The 2,597-nt window shown below is 39.0% G+C and carries 4 protein-coding genes; all 4 read left to right on the top strand.

Features of this window, described 5'->3' with window-relative positions:
- Positions 1–36 precede the first annotated feature (36 nt).
- The gene (locus CAG69_RS20240; RefSeq protein ID WP_161445892.1) at positions 37–468 is read left to right on the top strand and encodes a hypothetical protein; all 432 of its coding nucleotides are present in this window, start codon (positions 37–39) and stop codon (positions 466–468) included.
- Between the two features lie 2 nt (positions 469–470).
- The gene (locus tag CAG69_RS20235) at positions 471–1,265 is read left to right on the top strand and encodes a hypothetical protein (protein ID WP_161445891.1); all 795 of its coding nucleotides are present in this window, start codon (positions 471–473) and stop codon (positions 1,263–1,265) included.
- Between the two features lie 112 nt (positions 1,266–1,377).
- Positions 1,378–1,863, top strand: a complete 486-nt coding sequence (locus CAG69_RS20230) for a GNAT family N-acetyltransferase (protein WP_161445889.1) — start codon at positions 1,378–1,380, stop codon at positions 1,861–1,863.
- Positions 1,864–2,011: 148 nt separating this feature from the next.
- On the top strand, positions 2,012–2,485 hold the full coding sequence (locus CAG69_RS20225) for a hypothetical protein (protein ID WP_161445887.1): 474 nt from the start codon (positions 2,012–2,014) through the stop codon (positions 2,483–2,485).
- Positions 2,486–2,597 lie beyond the last annotated feature (112 nt).

The following is a 2,597-nucleotide window of genomic DNA, read 5'->3' as shown; positions in this document are numbered from 1 at the left end:
ATGTTCTTATTCAGCTAATAAATTTGAGGTTAAGAAATGTTCAGAGAAAATGAAATAGATATCAATGAATTGTTGATGGCGTTGTCGGAACGTAATGTTAATTATTGTGATGGTACCGCATACATCATGCCTGAAAGTAGTAGTGAGGGTGTAGATCTAGTAAATGAATATGCACCAGATCTCCGAAAAGACTTTAGAGATATGGGCATAGAGTCAATAGTGGTCAGAGGTGAACAACATAACTATTTTGCACTGAGAAGCGCCGATATTATTCTACCGTTGATATTTGGCATCCCCTTTGCGGTATTCGCTAACTTTATAACAAAGTGGATTGATAGCTACTTGGAAAATGACAAGGTTGTAAGAGTGAAGTACGTAAAGCGGGAGGGTGATAAACACAAAGAAATCCTTATTGAAGGAACCGGTGATGAAGTCAAAGAAATATTGGATAGTTTGAAGGAGCACTAAAGATGTCAGTTGATGATGAACAACCTGCATTCAAAGCTCAACTTATGACTTTTGGTGAATCGAATCCATCCGATATTGCAAAAGAGAGCTATTTCTCTGCTAATGAACTCATTGAAAGAGTTGAATGTGGTCAATCGTTATACCCTGAGCTTGACTTGCGAGCAGCACTTCAGAAACTGCTCAAGGTATTCTGGTTTTTTAAATCTGGTCGCATTGAAATTGCAAAGCAAATGCATGATGTCGGAAAGTATTTAGCGGAAAATTATCAATGTGCATTTGGTTTTAAAGATGGCCATTATTTTACTGATTGCCCAAACATGCTTTTACATCAAGACTATGGATTCAGCTTAAGAGGCTTTGAAAAGTATAAATGTTCAATATGCGACGTTGACCCGATTGACTGTGATCACAGGACATTGAAACGATACAATAATATCCAATGTACTTCGTTCGAAGGGCGATGCAACATTTGTCGAGGTGATATTGAAGTATGTGACCATATATTAGGCGAGGTTTACGATAACGTTGAGGCTATCAAGATAGTCTCTGACTTAGAGATAATCACGTTTGATTTAGTGAAAGAACCTGAGTTTGTTTTTTCTAGGGTTCTCGAGATTCCATACTCAAGAAAGTTTATAACAGATGGGTTAATGAATGACCCTAGTGTAGATAGTTTCGTTTACGGTGAATCAATACTTGACTGCAACCACTGTTTAACTTGTAAAGGATATGACCCTACCAAAAATGCAAATATGTTTGAGAACACATATAACAAAGCGTTTAAGGCAGATTCGTAACGCTCGGCATTCTTAGTTCAAGTCGAGTTTTTGTGTTTACGGTGTAATGTTTTCAGTTAGGTGGTAGCGTTACTCACTACTTAACGCAGCGTTATGTTCTAGGAGGAAATTCATGATTAGGGAAATCACAAAAGCCGATTTTGAGTCGTTTTGGCCAACATTTTCTGCGGTAATCCAGGCACAAGAAACTTATGCCTTTGACCCAAGTATGACGCTAGAACAAGCATTTGCTTTATGGTGTGAATCTCCCCTGAAAGCTTTTGTTTTCGTAGAAAATGACGTTGTACTGGGCTCTTACTACATCAAGCCAAATGCAATGGGGCCAAGTAGCCATATATGTAATTGTGGATACATGGTTTCTAGCAAAGCTAGAGGTAAGGGCATTGCACGCCTTATGTGTAAACATTCTCAGGAAACTGCTCTAGAACTTGGCTTTGATGCCATGCAATTTAACTGCGTGGTCTCTACCAATGAAGTTGCGGTGAAGCTTTGGGAGAAGCTAGGGTTTCAAATCATAGGTACAATTCCCAAGGCATATAAGCATGCTCATCTAGGGTTGGTTGATAGCTACGTCATGTACAAATGGCTACGAACATAACAAACAATTTAAGAGGGATTCACAACGCTTGGCATTTTTGCTTCTACTTCAAATTTAGTGGTTACGGTACAATGCTTTAGGTTGGGTGGTAGCGTTGCTCACCCCTTAATTGGGCGTTATGTTTCTAAGAGTTCAAAGGGACTGAATAGTGAAAAAATATCTAGAACCTACGGCAACGGAGTCTTTAGTTCGGGCTATCGTGCCTTTGTCTGGAGTGTTTGTTACTTTCTATTTGGTAATGTTGGGAAGCGTGTTGTTAGCTTTACTTTCATTAGTTATAAGCATTCTTGTTTTGTGGAAGTCAAAGCGAAACTTATTGTTGAAAAATACTGGGTATCCATCGAGCGAGACAAACTATAAAAATTGTAAAAAAGCCGCCGCACTCCATGGTTGGGGAACTGTCAGTGATATTAAAATGGTTCGGTTAGAATTTGAGACTGCTGCATCTTTGAGCAGTAGGGGTGAGCTTATTACAATAATGTTCACGTCTACAGGCATCTATATAAACAGCCGTCCATCACCGACCAAGCGTCCATCTATAGTTACTCTAGGTAAAAATAAGTTAAATGAACAAAAGGTTGTAGATATGCTAGAGAGTAGTTCTTCTGCACCCGAAACATAACAAACAATTTAAGAGGGATTCCCAACGCTTGGCATTTTTGGTTCTACTTCAACATTAGTGTTTATGGCACAATGCTTTAAGTTGGGTGGTAGCGTTGCTCACCCCTTAATTG

Origin of the sequence: Vibrio sp. V43_P6S15P86, assembly GCF_009904725.1 — a bacterium.
GTDB classification, from domain to species: domain Bacteria; phylum Pseudomonadota; class Gammaproteobacteria; order Enterobacterales; family Vibrionaceae; genus Vibrio; species Vibrio diabolicus.
Note: the sequence above shows the minus strand (reverse complement) of the source record. Positions and strands in the feature narration are given on the sequence as shown.